Origin of the sequence: Streptomyces sp. cmx-4-9 (assembly GCF_046548835.1) — a bacterium.
GTDB lineage: Bacteria > Actinomycetota > Actinomycetes > Streptomycetales > Streptomycetaceae > Streptomyces.
In genome coordinates this window covers 121,494-140,277 of sequence record NZ_JAEBEE010000012.1, presented here as the reverse complement: position 1 = coordinate 140,277, position 18,784 = coordinate 121,494, and the positions used below count along the sequence as shown (strand labels likewise).

18 protein-coding genes are annotated in these 18,784 nt (G+C 71.6%); 16 read left to right on the top strand and 2 right to left on the bottom strand.

The window, feature by feature from the left end:
- Window positions 1-13: 13 nt before the first annotated feature.
- From ACLJTM_RS32175 to casA, 10 genes are all read left to right on the top strand, one after another.
- Window positions 14-2,227: a Mucin-19 gene (locus ACLJTM_RS32175; protein ID WP_411107334.1), complete on the top strand. Its 2,214-nt coding sequence runs from the start codon at window positions 14-16 to the stop codon at window positions 2,225-2,227.
- Window positions 2,224-2,475 carry a hypothetical protein gene (locus ACLJTM_RS32170; protein ID WP_411107333.1) on the top strand — a complete coding sequence of 84 codons (252 nt, stop codon included), beginning with the start codon at window positions 2,224-2,226 and terminating at the stop codon, window positions 2,473-2,475. Before ACLJTM_RS32175 ends, ACLJTM_RS32170 begins: the two co-directional genes overlap by 4 nt.
- A complete protein-coding gene (locus ACLJTM_RS32165; protein WP_411107332.1) occupies window positions 2,472-3,272 on the top strand; it encodes a hypothetical protein in 801 nt (266 codons plus the stop codon). The genes ACLJTM_RS32170 and ACLJTM_RS32165 overlap by 4 nt, the downstream gene beginning before the upstream one ends.
- 13 nt (window positions 3,273-3,285) lie before the next feature.
- The gene (locus ACLJTM_RS32160; protein WP_411107331.1) at window positions 3,286-3,642 is read left to right on the top strand and encodes a DUF192 domain-containing protein; all 357 of its coding nucleotides are present in this window, start codon (window positions 3,286-3,288) and stop codon (window positions 3,640-3,642) included.
- 220 nt (window positions 3,643-3,862) lie between these two features.
- The gene (locus tag ACLJTM_RS32155; RefSeq protein WP_411107330.1) at window positions 3,863-4,210 is read left to right on the top strand and encodes a hypothetical protein; all 348 of its coding nucleotides are present in this window, start codon (window positions 3,863-3,865) and stop codon (window positions 4,208-4,210) included.
- Window positions 4,207-4,470, top strand: coding sequence for a hypothetical protein (locus tag ACLJTM_RS32150; protein WP_411107329.1), 264 nt, complete (start codon window positions 4,207-4,209; stop codon window positions 4,468-4,470). The genes ACLJTM_RS32155 and ACLJTM_RS32150 overlap by 4 nt, the downstream gene beginning before the upstream one ends.
- Entirely contained in the window at window positions 4,467-6,887 is a 2,421-nt protein-coding gene (locus tag ACLJTM_RS32145) for a Helicase associated domain protein (protein WP_411107328.1), read from the top strand. Before ACLJTM_RS32150 ends, ACLJTM_RS32145 begins: the two co-directional genes overlap by 4 nt.
- 508 nt (window positions 6,888-7,395) lie before the next feature.
- The gene (locus ACLJTM_RS32140) at window positions 7,396-8,166 is read left to right on the top strand and encodes a restriction endonuclease (protein WP_411107327.1); all 771 of its coding nucleotides are present in this window, start codon (window positions 7,396-7,398) and stop codon (window positions 8,164-8,166) included.
- 91 nt (window positions 8,167-8,257) lie between these two features.
- The gene (locus ACLJTM_RS32135) at window positions 8,258-8,632 is read left to right on the top strand and encodes a hypothetical protein (RefSeq protein WP_411107326.1); all 375 of its coding nucleotides are present in this window, start codon (window positions 8,258-8,260) and stop codon (window positions 8,630-8,632) included.
- Window positions 8,633-8,725: 93 nt separating this feature from the next.
- The gene (gene casA, locus ACLJTM_RS32130) at window positions 8,726-10,453 is read left to right on the top strand and encodes a type I-E CRISPR-associated protein Cse1/CasA (RefSeq protein ID WP_411107325.1); all 1,728 of its coding nucleotides are present in this window, start codon (window positions 8,726-8,728) and stop codon (window positions 10,451-10,453) included.
- 204 nt (window positions 10,454-10,657) lie between these two features.
- Here the strand turns inward: casA and ACLJTM_RS32125 are convergent, their stop codons facing one another.
- Both ACLJTM_RS32125 and ACLJTM_RS32120 read right to left on the bottom strand, forming a co-directional pair.
- Window positions 10,658-11,941, bottom strand: coding sequence for a ParB/RepB/Spo0J family partition protein (locus ACLJTM_RS32125; protein ID WP_411107324.1), 1,284 nt, complete (start codon window positions 11,939-11,941; stop codon window positions 10,658-10,660).
- Window positions 11,938-13,119, bottom strand: coding sequence for a ParA family protein (locus ACLJTM_RS32120; protein WP_411107323.1), 1,182 nt, complete (start codon window positions 13,117-13,119; stop codon window positions 11,938-11,940). The genes ACLJTM_RS32125 and ACLJTM_RS32120 overlap by 4 nt, the downstream gene beginning before the upstream one ends.
- Window positions 13,120-13,322: 203 nt before the next feature.
- Between ACLJTM_RS32120 and ACLJTM_RS32115 the strand changes: the two genes are divergently transcribed.
- The 6 genes from ACLJTM_RS32115 to ACLJTM_RS32090 all read left to right on the top strand — a co-directional run bounded on the left by ACLJTM_RS32115 (window position 13,323) and on the right by ACLJTM_RS32090 (window position 18,770).
- Complete coding sequence (locus tag ACLJTM_RS32115) at window positions 13,323-14,990, top strand: DUF2637 domain-containing protein (protein ID WP_411107398.1); 1,668 nt, start codon at window positions 13,323-13,325, stop codon at window positions 14,988-14,990.
- A 522-nt stretch (window positions 14,991-15,512) separates the two neighbouring features.
- Window positions 15,513-16,406, top strand: a complete 894-nt coding sequence (locus ACLJTM_RS32110; protein WP_411107322.1) for a hypothetical protein — start codon at window positions 15,513-15,515, stop codon at window positions 16,404-16,406.
- 50 nt (window positions 16,407-16,456) lie between these two features.
- Window positions 16,457-16,726: a hypothetical protein gene (locus tag ACLJTM_RS32105; protein WP_411107321.1), complete on the top strand. Its 270-nt coding sequence runs from the start codon at window positions 16,457-16,459 to the stop codon at window positions 16,724-16,726.
- Window positions 16,723-17,835, top strand: a complete 1,113-nt coding sequence (locus ACLJTM_RS32100) for a conjugal transfer protein (protein ID WP_411107320.1) — start codon at window positions 16,723-16,725, stop codon at window positions 17,833-17,835. The genes ACLJTM_RS32105 and ACLJTM_RS32100 overlap by 4 nt, the downstream gene beginning before the upstream one ends.
- Window positions 17,836-17,847: 12 nt before the next feature.
- Complete coding sequence (locus ACLJTM_RS32095) at window positions 17,848-18,135, top strand: hypothetical protein (RefSeq protein WP_411107319.1); 288 nt, start codon at window positions 17,848-17,850, stop codon at window positions 18,133-18,135.
- Window positions 18,132-18,770, top strand: a complete 639-nt coding sequence (locus ACLJTM_RS32090; protein WP_411107318.1) for a hypothetical protein — start codon at window positions 18,132-18,134, stop codon at window positions 18,768-18,770. The genes ACLJTM_RS32095 and ACLJTM_RS32090 overlap by 4 nt, the downstream gene beginning before the upstream one ends.
- Window positions 18,771-18,784 lie beyond the last annotated feature (14 nt).

Sequence of the window (18,784 nt, the reverse complement as noted above, 5' to 3'; positions counted from 1 at the left end):
GGGGGACCACCACATGAACAGCAAGGAATTCTCCACCGGCCTCGCCGACTTGCGGGCCGTACGCGACGAACTCAAGCCTCTGGAGCGCGAGCTGGCCCAGCTCCAGGCCAAGGTCGGCAAGCTCCGCGAACGACGGGCCGAGAAGATCCGCGAGCTCGGCGGGTATGCGAAGGCCACCTCGGACCGGATCGCGACGGCCGCCGGCCTCGGTGTGATCGACATCGTGGCCCTGGTGCCCTCCCTGGCCCCTCAGAGCGCCCCTGAGGGGCCCGCAGAGCCTCCCGCGACCGAAACCGTAACCGGTGATCAGCTGGCCGCTCAGACGCCCGCAGAGCCGATCAAGGAAATGACGGCGGCGCCGAAGCCGGATGAGCCGCAGACCGTCGAGCCGTCCGGAACCGTCGCTCGCCTCGGCGCCGCGCCCGCCGACGGCACCTCCGACCTGGAGGTGCTCGCAGAACCCCAGCAGACCGCAGCCGCTCAGGCGCCCGCTGCCGCGACGGTTGGAGAGGCTGAGCGCGTTCTGCCCTCGATTCCCGCGGGCGCCGAGGGCGACGCCTGGTTCCGCGCCGAGCCCAACCTCGCGTCGAAGCGACCGAACTTCAAGCAGGCGGCGCGGGGGATGGCGTTCCTCGACACCGCGACCGGCGTCCTGGTGTGGCAGGGCGGCACCGTCCGCCTGGACCTCGGCCGGGCCTCGGTGGCGGAGATCCTCACCGCCGTCTACGCGGTGGCTCCGGCGTCGGTGGAACGGATCTACGTCACTGCCGGCGACCCGTGGCACCAGGGCGCGGAGCGGCACGAGTTCCTGAAGGACGCCGTCGCCACCTGGTTGAACGGACCGCTCCCGGACGGCTGGACGGTGGAGTCCACGCGCGGCAAGGACAGGCAGGCCGGCCACCTGGTCCACCCCCGCAACCCGGTCGGCCGCTGGCAGCGCGGCGACCAGCACACCGAAATCCGCAGCGTGGGCGAGTGGTTCGACCCCGAGGGCGCCGACCCGGCGACCGTGCGCGCCGCGTTCGTCGAGCTGTGGAAGGCACTGCGGCCGCACTTCGAGGACGTCGTCCTCATGGGCTCGCCGTCGCAGACCGGCCGAGACCTGTGGTCGCGGACCATCCCGACCAAGGCCGGCGCGAAGTGGGCGGACGGCTTCCCGGTCATGTCGCAGGAGATCCGTGGGCTGCTCCACGCCACCGCCGGTCAGGGCCGCACCGAGCTGATCACGCCGCCGCGCGTGCCGGAGCGGGTGCCCGGCTGGTACGAGGTCGACCGCACCTTCGCCTACGCCAAACACACCTGGGCGTCCGGGGTCGGCGTTCCGAGGCGCATCACCGCCGCGTCTTTCGCGGCCATGAGCGAGAAGGAGCAGACCAACGCGCTGTTCGCGCCGTCGCACTGGCAGGTGCGGGTGACGATCCCGAAAGGCTGGAGCCACGTCGGGCTGCTCCCGGCACCGGCGCCCGGGGAGCGGTCCTGGCACTACCCGTACGAGGGCGGCCACGCCTTCGTCACCTGGGCGGGCGGCGCGGAGGTCAACCTGGCGCTGCGCAACCCGATCGCGCCGTGGCGGATCGAGATCCTCGACGGCCTGCTGTGGGAGTCCGGTGACCCGCTCAAGAGCTGGAGCACCAAGCTGCGCGAGGCCTGGCAGTCTCTGCGTGCCACCGCCGAACTGCACGGCGACGAGCAGCAGAAGCAGGCCTGCCGCCTGGCCTCCCGCGCGGTGCGCAGCATCCTGCTGTACGGCATCGGCACGTTCGCGCAGCGTCCCCGGATCACGACCGGCTCCCTGGAGCTGGGCGCCGGCGGCGCGGTGCCGGACCTGCCGGACGGTGCGCGGCTGACCGGTATCACGGACACCCACGTCACCTGGGAGCGCAACCAGGGGTTCGCGAGGGATCAGTACGCTCACCCGGAGTGGGCGGCCGGGGTGTGGTCGGCGGCCCGGGCGGCGCTGCTGTCGGTGAGCACCAGCTCGAAGGACCCGGCGACCGGGAAGCCGTTGAAGGCCGGTGCGCTGCACCTCCCGGCCGGGAGCATCCTGGCGTTCCGGACCGACGCGATCTACACCTCGGCGCCGGTCGACTGGGAGTACGGCGGGGAGCCGGGCGACTACCTGCTCAAGGGCCGCATGCCCTGGGAGCAGACCACCCCGCGCACGGACGAGGAGTTCTACTACCTGCAAGGCCTGGGCCGCCAGGCGCTGGGAGCGGAGGGCATGTGAGCAGCGCCGACGTCGTCTGGGGCGGCCAGTGGGAGCACCCGGCCTGTGGCGCCTCGGGCGAGGACATGTGGGAGGACGAGACCACCGTCCACTCCGGGCACGACTGCGGCCGGGACGGCGCGGTCGCCTGGAGCGCGGAGTGGCGGTGGCACGGCTGCGGTGACGAGTGCGACGACCAGTTCGAGGACGACAGCCCGGTGTACGCCGACCACGAGTGTGAAGACGAGGACGAGGAGGTCGCGGCGTGACACCGCGCAGGAGGAAGCCGGCGGGCGGCCGGGGCGCGCAGCGCAACGAGGCCGCCCGGCTCACCTCGGAGCTGGAGCGGGCCGGGTTCAGCCGGAAGCAGGTCGGCGAGATCCTCGGCCGCAACCCCAGCCTGGTCTCGCAGTTCTTCACGAAGAACAAGGGGGCGTCGATGGTGGAGGCGCTTCGGGCCGTGGTCCAGGAGGTGCAGGCCGGCGGCCCGCGGGATCTCGCGAGCCTGAAGGCGCTGGCCGCCGGGCATGTCCAGCCGCGGCTGAACCGCGAGGGCTACAAGGCCCGTGTGCGCGGGAAGACGCGGGTGCGGGCGGAGCGGACGGTCAAGGACGCCAAGGGCAAGCCGGTCATCGGCGCCGACGGGAGGCCGGTCAGGTCCTGGTCCTCGTCCCTGGCCAAGGCCGGCAAGCAGCACATCGCCTCCGGCGCAGGCCGGCTGCGGCCCGTGGTCGACGACGCGGCCGCCAACGGCGGGAAGATCGCGTTCACCGTCCGGGCGCGCAAGGGCTCGTTCAAGCACGACGCGGGCCGCCGGGCGGACTCCCCCGGTGTCCGGCGCAACGTCGTCCAGCGCCGTGACGGGACCGAGGAGCGGGCCTACGCCGACAACCGCGGCGGCCCGGGCTCGGGTGAGGAGGGGTTCGACGGCGCCGAGTTCAAGGCCTTGGTCGACGCGGCCGGCGGGGACGTCGCGGCCGCCGTGCAGAAGTGGCTCGTCGACACCGACAAGATCGAGCCCGGCACACCGATCGTCGGCCTGGAGATCCGCGCCTGGAAGCCCTAGCTAGGGTGGCCGCATGGCGAAGTGGCGGGACGGCAGTGGGCAGTTGCGGAGCGGCGCGGTGGAGGTGGAGCTGGAAGTGGCCGCCTCCTACCGGGCCCGGACGCGGGGGTTGCTCGGGCGGGACGGGATCACGGGGGCCCTGCTGCTCACTCCGGCCGGCAGCGTGCACACCTTCCGCATGCGGTTCGCCATCGACGTCGCCTTCCTGGACCGGCGTCACCGCGTCATCGCGATGACCACCATGGTCCCCAACCGCCTGGGCCTCCCGAGATTCCGCTCCCGCCACGTCCTGGAGGCCGAGGCCGGCGCCATGGCCGCCTGGGGCCTGCGCGTCGGCAGCGCGGTGGAGCTGCAGCAGGACTCTGCGTAGGTGGACACCCTCTAGCCAGGTGTGGAGGCGGGGCGGCCCGGGGCCGTTGTCCGGGACCACCCACCCACAAGTATGCATTCTCTTGAAATGCATTTGAGGAGGATGCATACTCGTGATGGTGGTGCACTCGCACCGCACAGACCACCGAGACCGGCATGACCCACGGACTCCCGGACTGACCCGCAACTCCCCCGCGAGCCCTGCCGAAACGGAGCAGCCGATGACCGACCTCCCGCCTCCCTTCGACGCCGCCTACACCAACGCCCCTCACGTCCAGGAGGAGACCGAGGAGCTCCTGCGCCTGCGACGCGCGGGCCGGATCAGCGACCGGGACTGGCTGCTGCGCCACGCGGCCCTCACCGACCGGCAGACCCGGGGCGCCGACCCCGCCGACGGCAAGGTGCAGACCGCACTCCAGAGGAGCGTCGACAAGCTCCTCGCCTTCGACGCCGCGAACGGCACGACGGCCGGCCCCCTCGCCACCGACCACCCCGCCTGGGCCGCTGACCCCCGCGGCTACGTCCGCCAGGAGTACGCGCTCTGGGCCACCGGGAACCTGCGGCCGTGACCGCCGGAAACATCCTGACCATCAGGTGCGACTACACCGGCGAGACCGGGGCCGACGACGGAGACGCCGAGTGCGACCGCGAATGGTTCGCGCCGGTCCCGATGCCCCACCACCGGGCGCTCCGCGCCTGGTTGCGCGCACGCGGATGGCGCAGGCTGCGCGACGGCCGCGACCTCTGCCCCGACCACGCCCACAGCTCCTCCACCCCGACCGCCCCGCGGCCCCAGGGCCCGGAACCCGAGAGCAAGGCGAGCCCATGACCGACACCCGCACCGCTCCCCCGCCGCTGCGCCCCCACCAGAGCGAGGCCCTGGCCCGCGCGGTCGAGGAACTCACCCCCCGCTCCCCCGCCGAGGCACCGGCCACCGGCCTGCGCACCCAGGTCATCATGGCCACGGGCAGCGGCAAGACCCTCGTCGCCGTACGCGCCGCCGAACAGATCGGCGGCGAGCGCGTCCTGGTCCTGGTCCCCTCTCTCGACCTCCTCGACCAGACGGCCCGCGCCTGGCGGGACGGCGGCCGCACCGGCGCCTTCGTCGGTGTCTCCTCCCTTGACTCCCACGAGACCGGCTTCCCGCACACCACCGACCCCCACACCCTGGTACGGCTCACCGCCGGGCACGAGCGCGTCACCGTCTTCGCGACCTACGCCTCCCTCGGCAACGGGATCCTGGAGACCGCCCACGAAGCCGGCCTTGCCCCCTGGGGCCTGATCGTGGTCGACGAGGCGCACCGCACCAGCGGCCGGGCCGGCAAGCCATGGGCCGTCGTCCACGACAACGCCCGTATCCCGGCCGCCGCGCGCCTCTACATGACCGCCACCCCCCGCATCTGGACCGCAGGCGACGGCGACGACGAGGACGGCGAAGAGCTCGTCGCCTCCATGACCGACGACCCCGACGGCCCGTTCGGCCGCGTCGCCTACCGCCTGCCGCTGGACACCGCGATCGAGGCCGGAATCGTCGCGCCGTACCAGGTCGTGGTCGTGGACGTGCAGGACCACCAGCTCAACGCCGCGATGATGGCCGCCAGCCAGGACTCCGACACCGTCCGCGGCCTGCGCCTCGGCGCCCTCCAGGCAGCGGCCCTCAAGGCCGCCGAGGAGGAGGGCCTGCGCCGGGTGCTCTCCTTCCACCAGCGGGTGTCCGAGGCCGAGGCCTTCGCCGTCGGCCTGCCCGGGAAAGCCCGCGACCTCCGCCGCCAGGACGGCGAACCCGATCCCTCCGAGGACACCGGCGTCTGGGCGCAGTGGCTGCACGGCGAGCACAAGCCGGCCCACCGGCGAAACGTCCTCACCCAGTTCGCGGCCGGCCTGACCGACAGCGGACAGGCCGCGCGGCTCTCCCTCATCGCCAGCGTGAAGGTCCTCGGCGAGGGCGTCGACACCCGGGAGTGCGAGGGCGTGTTCTTCTGCGACGTCCGCGGCTCGATGCCGGACCTGGTCCAGGCCGTCGGCCGCGCCCTGCGGATGCACCCCGGCGAGGGCAAGATGGCCACCCTCCTCGTGCCGGCCTTCCTCGCCAACGGTGAGACCACGGCGTCGATGCTCACCTCCCCCGCGTACGCGGGCCTGGCCAAACTCCTCGCCGCGCTGCGCGCACACGACGCCCGCATCGAGCAGCTCACCAACCCGGGCAACCCGGCCCCCGCACGCACCGACACACCCGACCCCATGCCCTCCGACCGTGACGGTGCCCCGGAGGACGACCAGGACACGGTGAGCGCCCCGGCCCGCGAGCTCCTGCGGTTCTCGAAGCCGCGTGACGCGAGCCAGCTGGCCAGCTTCGTCCAGCTGCGGGTCCTCAACCCCGAGCGAGTGCAGTGGCGCCGCGGCCTCCAGGCCGCCCAGCGCTACCGGACCGAACACGACGACCTCCGCGTCCCCTACGGTTTCCGAACTCCCGACGACTGGTCCCCCGCCGACTTCCCGCTCGGCGTCTGGATCGCCGACTGCCGACGCCACCACAAGGCCGACAATCTCGACGGCGGCCGGATCGTGCAGTTGGAGAAGCTCGGCATGCTCTGGAGTCTTTTCGACGCACGCTTCGACGAGGGCCTGGCCGCGGCTGCCGCCTGGGCCGCCGAGTCCGGCGTCGGCCTGGCCGCCCCCGTAGACGCGGACCTCGACGGCTACCCCGTCGGCCGGTGGCTGAAGAACCAGCGCGCGGCGGCCCGACGGGCGAAGGCCCCGCTGTCCCCGGAGCGCCGTGCCGCCCTCTCGGAGATCGACCCCGGCTGGTGCCCGGAGTGGACCATCGACTGGCAGCGGGCCTTCCGGCTCGCCCATCGTCACGTGAGCGCCGGCGGTGCGCTCCCGGCCGAGCCCGGCCTCTTGGTCGAGGACGGCGAGGACCTCGGCCGCTGGACCGCCGCGCAGCGCCAGGGATTCGGGAAGCTGGCGGGGGAGCAGCAGGAACTGCTGGCTACGCTCGGCATCACGCCGGCCCCCGCACCCGCCAAGCGGACCCGGGAGGAGATGTGGGCGCACAACCTGCGGGCTGCTGCCCAGTACCGCGACCGAGTCGGCAGCCTCGACGTACCGCGCAGCCACACCGAAGAGGTCGATGGTGAAGCGGTGCGGCTCGGCGCCTGGATCAGCCAGCAGCGGGTCAAGGCCGCGAAGCTGGCGGTCCAGCGCGTCGAGGAGCTGTCGGCGCTCGACATGCGCTGGTCGTAGAGAGCGGTGCCATCAGCCAGCCCAGGCGGCCGCGCGAACAGCTCCCCAATTGGGGAGTTCAGTGATTGGAGGTGGGCTCCCCAATTGGGGAGCCCACAGGCAAGTCGGCCTTACCCTGGCCTCCAGTCCGGCAATTCGCCAATCTGCACTGAAAAGCGACGCCCAGAATGGGCCCTTCAATCGACGAACTCGGTAAGCCGGGTATGGATCGACCTGTGATTACCTCGGAGACCCGCAGGCGGCCTCTCGTGGCGTTTCGGGGTCTCGGGCGGGCCGTCAGTTGCGGCAAAAGAGTGGCCTGGCCGCCGCGAGCCCGGATCCGGCACGCCAAACCGTAGGGCCCTTTGTTGGGCAAGCCTTCTCCTGCGTCTCTTCGGGCGGTGGGCAAGCCTTTGGGCAAGCCGCCATGAAGAGGCTGGTGGAGACTCCCACCCTCCGGTGGGAGACGGCCGCTCGCCTGCCGGCTTTCCGGGGGCCGGGCGCCGTGCCCCGCTCCAGGAAGGCTGCCATGACCGGACGCCGGTACTTGACTCGCACCGCTGCTCCACGACGACCAGGACGAGGACGTCGGCCCGTGCACCGCCGGAGGCGAAGGCAAGGCCTGGACGCGGTCGGCCTGCTGGTGGCGGCCGCACTCACGTCCGCCCTCCTCCCACAGGCCAGGCAGTGGCTTGAGCGCCACGGCGCCAGCATCGCCGCGATCGCCGCCGCCGCCCTGGCCGCGAGAGTGCTGCTCCCTCTTCTCGTGAAAGCCGTACGGCGCGGAGTCTGCGCGTGGGCCGCGCGGCGCCGCCGGCCGGGTGGCTGGGACATCCGCCTCTTGGACGGCCTGCACCACACCGAGTTCGAGGTAGCGGTACGGGACCTGATGAGGCGCGACGGCGCCCACGATGCCGTCCGCGTCGGTGGCGCCGGTGACAACGGCGCCGACGTCAAGGGGACCGATCCCGCAGGTCGACGCTGGGTCATCCAGTGCAAACACCGCCGCGACGGAGTTGCTGGGGCAGCCGTCGGCACCCCGGACCTTCACGTCCTCAACGGGACCGGACGCCCCGTCCACGGCGGCGATGTCGTCGTCCTCGTCACCAACGGCCGCTTCACAGCTCCGGCACGGCAGTTCGCCCGAAGCCAGCGACTCCACCTGGTGGACCGGGTTCTCCTGGGCGCGTGGGCCAGCGGCTCAACTCCCCTGTGGGAGCTTCTTCCGCATCTGCCGGCCCCGAGGCGCCGCCATCCGGCCTCACGGCGCGCGAGGCAACCGCAGCCAAACGAGTTTTAAGAATCTCCGAGAGTAGGTTGATGGACTTCTTAAAACTCGCTACCGTGGAACACGCCCCACCAACTCGGAGCACTTCCACGGAGGTTGAGTCATGGCCCAGAACACCCTGCCCAAGGTGAGCGAGTCCATCCTGCGGGAGCTCATCGACTCCCCCTCCCAGGAACCGGTGCTCTACTACGACTCCGAGAGCAGCACCCTGGAGATCGGCGACGCCGCACACGTCGCCGACGCTCAGGTCGTCGACTCCCGGGCGCAGGTCCTGGAAGGGCTCAACCTGAGCGACGGTGACGAACGGCTGACGACTGCGGACCTCGACGACGAGGACCGCCTGGCGCTGACTCACCACGTCGAGTCCTTCGCGGGCGAATGGGAAGAGACCATCGCGGCCATCGTCGCGACCGACGAGGAGTACGGCACGTACGAGCTGGACTTCGAGGACGAGGCGGAGGACGAGGCGGACGCGTAGGGCGTGGTCGACATGGCACGGCCCCCGCTTCCTCAGCTCAACGGGGCAGGGACCGCGGCACATCCCGATCACGCTGCGACCTAAGGACCGCCGATGACTCCCCGCCCCTCCTTCTCGCTCCTCCACGAGCCCTGGATCTCCGTCTACGACGCCGCCGGCCAGCACCGAAAGGTCGGCCTGTTCGAGGCCCTGACCCGAGCTGACCAGCTCTGGATCGGCGTCGCCACCCCCACGGACACGGCTATCTTCCGACTCCTGGCCGCCGTCTACACAGCAGCGGCCGGCCCCCAGAGCCTCGCCGAATGGGACGCGGCCTTCACCTCACCGGCACCCGCCGAGCAGATCTCCGCCTACCTCCGGCAGTACGAGCTGCGCTTCGACCTCTTCCACCCCGAAGCGCCCTTCCTGCAGTGCGCCGACCTCACGGATCCCACCGGCCCGGTCGGCACTCTGAACCTGGCCGGACGCGCAGCGGGCGGAGCCGCCTTCTTCGACAGCCGTCTGAACCGCAGCCCAGGCGAACATCCGGCGCTCGGCCCCGGAGAGGCGGCCCGCGCGCTCCTGGAGCTGATGGCCTTCGACACTGCTGGCGTCCGCAGCGCGGCCCCAGGAGATCCGGCCGCCCGGGGAAACAAGCTCTATGGCGGCCGGGTCGGCACCATCGCGGCGCTCACCCACATGAGCATCACGGTCGGCGGGCTTCCCCTTCTGCACCAGCTCCTGCTGAACTGCCCACCCCGCGCCCGTGCAGACGGCGATGCCCCGGTCTGGGAGCGGCCGCCGGCGTCACCTTTCCTGGACGTCCGCCCTGTCGCCGGTCCGCTGGACTACTGGACCCTGCCCATCCGGCGGGTGCGGCTCTTCCCCGCCGCGGACGGACAGGTCCCCGAGGTCGCCATCTACGACGGGGACCGGGCTGAGCAGGTCGGGGGAGCGCTGGCGCAGGTGGACCCGATGACGGCCTGGGCTGTCAGCCCCAAGACCAGCAAGCTGGTGCCCCTGAACATCCTTGACGCGCAGAACACCGCCCGGCCCTGGGCGCCGGCCCTGCTCCTGGGCACCCGGCCCGAGGCATGCGCTGCGCTTGCCCACGCTATCGCGGCGGCCGAGCGAGGCCTGATCCCGGCTGACAGCCGCCTGCACGCTACCCTGGTGCAGACCGTCCACAAGGACCGCTACCGAAGCGTAATCGGGTTCATCGAGGTCCACCAGGCCCTGCTGGGCAGCGCTGGTCAGCTGGCCGAACCTCAGCAGCGGGCACTGCTCGCTGCCCGCGCTCGCACGGCGGACCTGATGGTGAACAAGCTGGTGACGTACGCCAGCGGGATCATGGACCGCTCCCCCGTGCAGATCGCCCCCCAGATCAGCCTGTCTCGACTGAAGGACGACTGGGAGGTCATGGTGATCGACACCGCGACCGACCAGACCGCCGCACGCGAGGAGTGGGCCCGGGCCCTGACGGATGAAGCACTCGCCCAGGCGAGCCGGCTCCCTCACAGGCATGTACGGACCAAGGCCGCGCTGGCGGATGTGATTCAGCGCGGCGCCCTCGTGGACCTGTCCGATCCGGATCCGCAGGACGCCCAGGCCTCGACCGAGACCACACCCGAACGCGGCCGGCGTACGGGGCGCAAGGCGGTGCAGTACGCCGCGTTCGGCGGCGAGTACACGCTCGCCCAGATCGCCAACCTGCCCGAGTGCGTGGTCTCGTACCCGACCCTGTCCAACCGGGTCAAAAGCGGATGGCCGGTGGAAGAGGCAGCCACCACGCCGGGCCGCGGCGGCGGGCGTCCGGCCAAGACAGGCAACGCTGGCGAGTAGATGCCTTCCGCGCCGAGTCGGGTCAGGGACGCCTGCTCCCCGCCAGCATGACGGCGACCATTGGGCGTCGGGGAGCCGGTCGTTGTCGGAGTTCTTCACCCCGCCCACTGGCCGTGCCACCGCAGCAGCAGCGCCTGAACCCAGGGTGGGTAAGTAGAAGGCCGGACCGCCTCGGGCAGTCCGGCCTTCTCGTGCTGTTGGCCCTCAGATGCGATTGCAGAGCTCTTCGACGAGAGCTTCAAGTTCGGCCCGGGTCAGTACTCGACTGATGTTGTCGGCCTGCTCGGCCGCAGTCGCACCCAGGCGCTGCCGCAGGCCCAGGTCGGCTTCGCCCGTAGGGCGTGGCACGGTGGCCGCGGGCAGGCTGTCGGTGTTGTTGACCGCGGTCAACAACTTCGGCGCTGCGACCGGCGCCGCGGTCTGGCTGGGGGAGCCGCCTGTGTCGGCTGCTGGCGCCCCGCTGGTCCCGTCCGAGTTGTCGACCGCGGTCAACAACCCGGACCCTTGTTCGACGACGGGGGAGGGGCTGTCGGCTCCGGCCTCGATGTCCTCTTGGTTGTTGACCGCGGTCAACAACTTCGGCGCTGCGACCGGCGCCGTGATCTGGCTGGGGGAGCCGCCTGTGTCGGCTGCCGGCGCCCCGCTGGTCCCGTCCGAGTTGTCGACCGCGGTCAACAACTGGGGGCCTGCCGCGTCCAGGAGCGCCCGCTTCGCAGCCTTCAGCTGGGCTGCCTCTGCCTTATGCGCTTCCAGAAGTCGGAAGAGGTCGGCTGCGGAGAGAAGGGTCTCGGAGTCTTTCAGCCGCCGAGCCATCCACACGGCGTCGCGCCCCGACGTCTCGCCAGCGCTCACCGAGGCCTGCACCTCTGAAGGCAAGGTGAGAAGGCTGAGCTGGTTGGTCACCCACCCCCGAGACTTCTTGAGCTGTTCGGCCGCCCTGCTCTGCGCACCGTACGCGTCGGTCTCTGCGCACACCTCGACCAGTTGCTGTACACCGGTAGCCCGCTCGACCGGATCGAAGTCCTCACGGTCGAGGTTCTCCTTCAAGAGCCGGTTGAGGAAGTCCTCACGTGATTCGGCGAACTCGTCGCGGATGACGAAGTCGAGGGCTGGCAGCTCGACGTGCTGCGCGCTTCGGAACCGCCGCTCGCCATTGACGAGGACGTACTCAGCATCGCCGATCTGCGGGGCGTGGTCTGGCCAGATCGCCAGGTAGGCCTGCCGCGTAACGACGACGCAGGCGGCGAGCTGGGCCTGTCGCAGTTCCTCGCCGAAGCGGGTCAGCTCTTCCGGGGTGCCGAAGTTTCGGCGTGGGTTGAGCGGTGTGGAGGACACCTTTGCCAGGGGGATCCTGACGAGGGCGTAGGACGGAATGCGTCCTTCGGCGACGGCCTTGGCGCGCCCCCGGTCACTGAGTGCCGAGCCAACTTGCAGCGCGGAGGCCCGCTGGAACGAGGCACCGCCACCGAGCTTGTCTGCCTTGCTCATCCGACCATCCTCCTTGTGAGCTCGCGCATGCAGGCTGCCTGCTGGCAGTCCGGGGCGTACTCCAGCAGGGGTGCCTTCATACGAACTGCTTCGCGCTGCTCCTTGAGGTCCGGGATCACGATGAGGACCGGGGGATCACCAAGGTCCTTCCAGCCCTGGAGTGAGGACGTGGCGATGTAGCCGCGCCGACTGTCATACAGGTTCACGACGATGCCCAGGATGCTCAGCGGGAGGTTCATGTCGCCGGTCAGGGACGAAATCTGGTTCATGAGCAGCTCGTACGCGTCGGCAGAGGAGTCCTCGGCCTGGACGACGATGACGACGCCCGAGGACTCTTCCTCCTCCCCGTCGCGGGTGCGGCCGTAGTAGAGGGCGTTGTCCATCGTGTAGCCGAGGCTCGGAGGGCAGTCCACGAGGATGTAGTCGTAGTCGTCCTCGATCGCCAGAAGCTCACGTTCCAGAGCGGATTCCCGAACGCGCAGACCGGGCGCGGTGGCAAGCTTGGCGTCCAGCAGGAAGGCATAGGTGGAGCCGGGCAGAAGGTGCAGGCGGTCGCCGAACTGCTCCGACTCGATCGGGACGATGAGGTCCCGGAGGCTGACCTTCTTCTCCTCACCCAGCATGCGCTTGGCGAGGCTGGGGTCGTCAATGCCCAACGGCTTGTGGCCCAGCTGCTGGGTGAGGTGGCACTGGGGGTCGAAGTCCACCAGGAGCACCCGGGCCTTGCGTTCCGACACGGCTTCAGCAAGGCGTTCTGCGATGCCCTCTCCGAGGCCCGCGGATACCGCTGTCTTTCCGACCCCGCCCTTCTGGTTGCAGACGATGTACCTGACCGGACCGGTAGCCTCGCGAACCTTGCGGTGCGCGGGATGGTCACGCAGCCACTCGGTGAGGGCCTGCGCCAGAGCCTGGTTGAGTGCGACCTTGCGGTGCTTGGCCATGCTCCTGAACCGCTTGTTCACCCCGGCCGGGAGATAGGTCGTGAAGTTGGCGGCGCCGGTCGTGTCGGCCACGGCGTGCTCGTCTTCGGACGCCATCCAGGTCTGGATGGCTCCGGTGACGGCGTCCTGCATGTCCAAGCCGAGCTGGGCGGCACGCACCTTGATCTTCTGTCGAAGCCCGGCTGGCAGCTTGATGGCTACCTTCTCCCTGCCGGTCGGGTCAGTTGAGGCGGTCATACGGATACCTTACTGACTTAGGCTGGTCGTTCAACGTGCCACTCCCCGCCGGGATAGTCCGATACGTACTTGATGTCATGTCAGGTCGCGAGGCTCGGCAGCGGTGACACGACAGCGAAAGCCCGAAAGAGGGCTGACAGCAGCGATGACCTGGTGACAGGCTGATCAACTTGGACAAGACGACAAGGACGGGACAAGAACACGTGGCCGCGATGCAGCTGACTCGTACGCACCGGATTCTCATCGGTGTGGTGGTCGCCGGCGCCGTCGTCATCGCGGGCATCGGCTTCGCGGGCTCCTACGCCGCGGTGCGCGCGCTCGCGGTCAAGAAGGGCTTCGGCGACTTCTCTCTGGTGTTCCCAATTGGCATCGACGCCGGCATTTGCGTCTGCCTGGCGCTCGACCTCCTGCTGACTTGGATCCGCATCCCGTTCCCCCTCCTGCGTCAGACCGCGTGGCTCCTCACCGCCGCGACGATCGCGTTCAACGGTGCCGCCGCCTGGCCAGACCCGCTCGGCGTCGGCATGCACGCCGTCATCCCGGTGCTTTTCGTCGTCACGGTTGAGGCGGCCCGGCACGCGGTGGGCCGGATCGCGGACATCACGGCCGACCGGCACATGGAGGGCGTCCGCATCACCCGCTGGCTACTGTCGCCGGTGCCCACATTCAAGCTGTGGCGCCGGATGAAGCTCTGGGAACTGCGGTCATACGAGCAGGCCGTCGGGATGGAGCAGGACCGGCTGATCTACCAGGCGCGGCTCCAGGCCCGCTACGGGCGGGCTTGGCGCCGCAAGGCCCCGGTGGAGGCCCTGATGCCGCTGCGTCTGGCCCGCATCGGCGTGCCGCTCACGCAGACCGCCTCAGCGGGACTGACCGCAGCCGGCCTGAGCCCGGTCTTTCTCACCCGCCCCGAGCGTGAGCCCGCATCCGTGCCTGAGTCCGCCGTCGAGCCGGAGCTGGCCGCCTTGGTCGATGTTCCCGAACTGCTCCCGGCTGCCGAGCCCCGTGCTGAGGATGCCGCTGCCCGAGAAGCGGAATCGGCGGCCGAGCCCGAAGCTGCGACTCCCGACGCCCGGGACGAGATGCCAGCGCCCGACCTCGTCGACCTGGCCCAGGCTGCGCGCGACTTCATGGCGCAGTACGGCGCGGTCCCCTCGACGGAGCAGTTCGCGGCGTACCTCGCGCGGGACTACGGCCTGACCGACCAGCACACGGGCGGCCTTCTTCCCGACGTCCTGCTGGAGCCGGTGCTCGCCGAGCTCCGGGCGGCGGAGCTCGAAGCGGCCGCGCACGCGGCCTCCGTACCGCCGGTCGAGGAGTCGGTGACCGAGGCGCCAGCTGCCGCGGCGCCGGCGTACGAGGAGCAGCTGCCCGGGGCGGGGGAGCCGCACCCCTTCTTCGGGGAACAGGGCGGCCTCCGCAGCCTGTCGGAACCGCCGGTCGAACCAGCGCGAGTGCCCACCGGAGCGGTACCCGCGCCGACGGCCTCCGTGACCGATGCCAGCCCGGCCGTACCTGCGGGCCGTTCCTTCGAGCAGCCCGTCCTCGCGGCGCCGGCTGGCGCGGACGGACAGCATTGGGTGGCCGAAGTGACTGCGTCCGGTGAGGCGACCGCGCGGCTGCCGCGGCAGCAGACCGCCGAGGAGCCGGCCGAGGTGGACCCGATCCAGCGCGATATCGAGCTGGTGGCCTCCTGGCTGACGGAGGCCGAAGAGACCGGGAAGAAGCTGTCGGGAGCCGAGGTTGCCCGGCGCCTGGAGGTCTCACCCAAGACGGGCCAGCGCCGCGTGCTCGACGCCCAGAAGTACCTGGAGGAGCAGCGTCGGCAGCAGGGCCGGGCGCACCTCCGCTCCGTCGGCAGCAGCAGCTGACCGTTCCGGTTATGGCCCGGTGACCGGTCATCGGTCACCATCACCGACCGGCCCGGGCAGCCGTCCCGCCGTGACCGATCGGGGCGTGACCGATCCCGCGCCCCGTCCCGTGACCGGTCACCAAACCCGGCCGTGACCGATCCCGTGATCGGTCACCGAACCCGCCTGTGACCGATCCCGCACCCGGTGACCGGTGACCGATCCGGGCCCCATCGGTCACCGGTCATGACCGGTCCGCGGCCATCGGTCACCCGTCCGCCGCGACCTCGCACCCATCTCCTGAGCAAGCCTTGGCGCACAAACCCGAGGCTTGCCCAACCCCCCACCAGGCTTGCCCACAGTTGCATGGACCGGTCACGAGGGGGCTTGCCCAACCCCCCACCAGGCTTGCCCAATCGGTCACGGGAGGCTTGCCCAGCTAGAGGGCAAGCCTCCCATCTGCGCTTTTAGGGCTGCGGGCAAGCCTTCGGGCAAGCCGGTCTGAGGAGTGTGTACGGCACGAGATCCGAAAGGAGACGTGCCGTGCACGACGCTTCGCACCCCGCCGCCGGCGGCGGGTACTTCGACCGGCTGGACGCCGAGTGGGCCGCGCTGTGCGCGGACCCCGCCCTGCGCCAAGCGGTGACCGACTGGGTGACCGATGGCCACCTCGACGACGACATCGCGGCCGTGACCGATTCCTGGTCCGGCTCCCTGACGCCCGAGCAGCTCCTCACCGCACTCCGCCCGACGGCCGACGGCGTGACCGATTCGCTGACTGATGCCGTCCTGCGCGCCCTCCTGGAGCGAGCCGCCGGCCGTGACCGATCGGCCGTCCTCGCGGGCCGCGTCGTCGTCCAGGCGATGCTCCCCGCCGTCTTCCGCATCACCCGCGGACAGGTCCGTATGACCGGTGGCCGCACCCGTGACGCCGTCGGTCACGTGACCGTGGCCGCCCTCTACGAAGTCGCCCGCTCCGGCCGCATCCACCTCCGCCCCGGCCGGCCCGCCGCCAACCTCACCCTCGACACCCTGCGCCGGGTCCTGGCCGAGATCGCCGCGGAGCAGGAGCCGGCGGGGGAGGACCTGGAGTCCGCGGATCAGATCGCCGACCCGGCGCCGGGCCCGTACGAGATCGCCCGCGCCCGCACCGTCCGCGCGGCCGCCGCCGCAGCCGGCCTCCACGCGGGCCCAGCCGAGGACGCCGCGAGCGCCCCGGCGCGGCTGGAGCTCCTGGAGCTCCTCCTGGACGCGGTCCGCGAGGGCGCCCTGTCGACTGCGGACGCTCAGGCCTTGGCCTGGCACCACGTCAGCGGCGGCATCCCGGACGCCGAGGCCGCCGCCCGCGCCGGGACCACGGCCGGCACGTGGCAGCGCCGGCGCTCGCGGGCCCTGGCCCGCCTCACAGCATCCCTCCAGCCCGAGGCCGCGGCATGACCCGGACCACCGCCCCGGCCGCCGTCCGCTCCCCCCTTTGGAGATGCGTCTTGACCACATCCGCCACCGCGACGTCGTTGGACGCGGACGAGGAGCGCGTCACCCGCGCCCAGCGTCTGCTCATCCACCTCGGCGCCGCCCTCGTCGCCCACCCCTTCGACACCGGCACCCACGAGCAGCTGCGCGCCTTCCTGGACGAGGACGCCGAGCCGGTCCTCGCCTCGCTCGCCGCGCTGAGCCGCCGGCCCGAAGCGGAACTCCGCCAGCGGATCGCGGAGCTGGCCGGCCACACCCTGCGCTCGGCCGGAGGCACGGCATGAGCCCCGTCCTCACCAGCCGCCGGAAGCAGGGCGCACCTGCCGACCCGCAGCTGCCGGCTGTCCAGGAGACCGAGACCGAGCCGGACGTCGGTTGGGTCGCCGGCTGGTCGACCGGAGCACAGGCCAACTCGGCCGTCCTGATGCGCTGGCTCGTCTGGGGCCTGATCGCACTCGGCCCGCTCCTGGGCGCGCTCGCCTACCTCTCGGTCCCCACGACGTCCGCGGCCCCGGCGCCGAAGACCGCGCCGTCGGCACCGGCCGCGAGCGGCGGGCAGGGCGCGGCCGGGTTCGCGACCCTCTTCGTCGCCGCCTACCTGTCCGCCGGGCGCGGCGATGAGCCCAAGCTCGCCGCCTACTACCCGCCGGCCGCCAGCATGCAGTTCGACGGCGTCTCCGGCCAGCACCGGGGCGAGCAGCTGACCGTCGTCCGGCTCCGCCAGACCGACACCTCGGTCTGGTCGGTCACGGTCGCGGCTCGCGTCACCGGCGCACAGCCGACGGCCACCCCGTCCACTCAGCCGGGCGCCTCGCCGAGCCCGGCCGCCGCGGCCGATGCGGTGCGCTACTTCCAGGTGCCCGTGGCCACCGCGCCCGGCGCCGGGGGAGCGACCGCGTACACCGCGCTCGCGCTGCCGGCCGAGGTCGCCGCCCCCGAGCGGGCCAAGGGCCCGGAGCTGGTCTACGGCGCGATGCGCCCGGCCCTGCCGACCGATCCGCGCACTCAGGTCGTCACGAGCTTCCTGACCGCCTACCTCACCAAGGGCGGTGCCGAGCTCGACCGCTACCTCGTCCCCGGCACCCGCCTGACGTCTCCGTCCCCGGCCCCGTACTCGGGCGTCGCTGTGGACCAGCTCGCGGTCGAGGGCGAGACCGGCGGTGAACCGGTCGTCTCCGTCCCCGGCGACGGCACCACCCTGCGGCTACTAGTCACCCTCCGGGCGACTGGCCAGGACGGGGTGCGTCTCCCGCTCACCTACGCCCTCACCCTCAAGGCCCGCGCCGGCCGCTGGGAGATCTCCAGCCTCGACGGCGCCCCGGCCCTCACCACCCCGACTCCGGCCCCGGCCGCCTCCGGCGCCCCCGGTCCGGGACCCACCCCCACCCCATAGAAGGAGCACGTCATGACGCCTGACACCATCACGCTGGCCGCGGGCTGGATCCAGACCGGCACTGGGATCGGCACCGACATCAAGGCTCTGATCTTCGACGTCGCCATTCCCGCCCTCTGCGGGATCTTCGTCGTCGTCGTCGGCTGGAAGACGAAGGCGCCCGGACCGACGATCATGGCCGTCATCTTCGCGGCAATCGTCTGGGGCCTGTCCGCCAACATGGGCGCCCTCAAGAACAAGACCACCGAGGACATCGTCCAGTACCAGTCCGGCCCGACCGCCGCCCGGACAGACCAGTGAGCGAGGCCTCCGCCGGCGGTAGCGGGGAGCTGGACTTCGAGCTGATCGGCCGCTGCTACACCAAGGCCCGGCGCGCACCGCTGGTCCACGGCGTGATTCGGGACGTCAACGGCGGTCGGGGGATCCGGCTGCCCGGCGGCCCCTACACCCTGACCCAGCTCGCCGGGATCGTCGCGACCGTCGCCGCCCTGATCCTGACCCGCCCCGTCTGGGGCGGCCACGGCTGGCTCGACGTCGCAGCCCTCCTGGTCCTGCCCGCCGGGGTCGCGTTCGTACTGCGCCACCTCCACGTCGACGGCCGCAACCCGGCGGCCGCCCTGCTGAGCATTGCCCTGATGCTGGCCGCGCCCCGGCGCGGCCAGCTCCGCGGCCGCGCCTACCGGCCGACCCGGCCTACCCGCGGCGACACCCGCATCCACCTGCCCGCCGACGAACAGGCCGCCGACGACCCGTCCGCCGAAGCCGGCGCCCCCGCGACCGACACCGCCCCCGCACCAGGCCCCTGGCGCAAGCCCGCCCGGCCAACACCGGCCGCGCTGCCGGTGCCGGCCGCCGAGCCCGCGCCATCTGCCCCACCGGTGGCGTCGGGGGTGCAGGCCTTGCTCGCCCGCCGCGCCCCCACGAGCCGCATCTGATTGGAGACCTGACG